This is a genomic window from Parendozoicomonas sp. 209JJ7-1, from assembly GCF_058147085.1.
The window spans coordinates 1-554 of the sequence record NZ_JBYVJU010000141.1; the positions used below are offsets into that span (position 1 = coordinate 1).

A 554-nucleotide genomic window follows, 5' to 3' on the forward strand; every position below is an offset into this window, starting at 1 on the left:
TTCCAATTAACCGTTCTATTTCTTTTTCAGCCTCTTGAACATTTGGCAAAGCAAAAAACCGTAATCAGTTGTATTTTTATCGTCATCGCTATCTGTATGGTGACTTCTCGATAAAATTAAATCACCACTACCATTTAACCTAACTGTTTTATCTAAAACAGCAATATTTTCAGGGAAAAAATTCTCTATTTTTACATTATTAAAAATTTTAAGGATAAAGGCTCTTTTGGTCGTTACCACATACAATGAATTTTTTGCTTTATACCACTCAATTAATGGACTAATAAATAAACAGATACCGATTAAATAAAACGGAATCATAAATATCATGATTTGAATAGGTTGCTCTTGATTAAAGCTCTTTTCCCAAGCTAGCCAAAGGAATGAATTCCACGGTATTCCGAATAAAAATGAACCTATAGCGTTTTGCATACTATAAAGGCTATTAGGTCTAGTAGACCAACGAACACTCTCATCTATTTTAAGCTCTCGTTTAACAGCAGATTCAAATTTTTCAGGAACTATCGACATGAGACTCCATTCACTTTGGAACA

1 protein-coding gene is annotated in these 554 nt (G+C 32.1%); it reads right to left on the reverse strand.

The window, feature by feature from the left end:
• Positions 1 to 15: 15 nt before the first annotated feature.
• Positions 16 to 554 (reverse strand): hypothetical protein (locus ACY2RQ_RS19760; protein ID WP_490114731.1); only part of this gene is annotated, 539 nt, incomplete at its 5' end.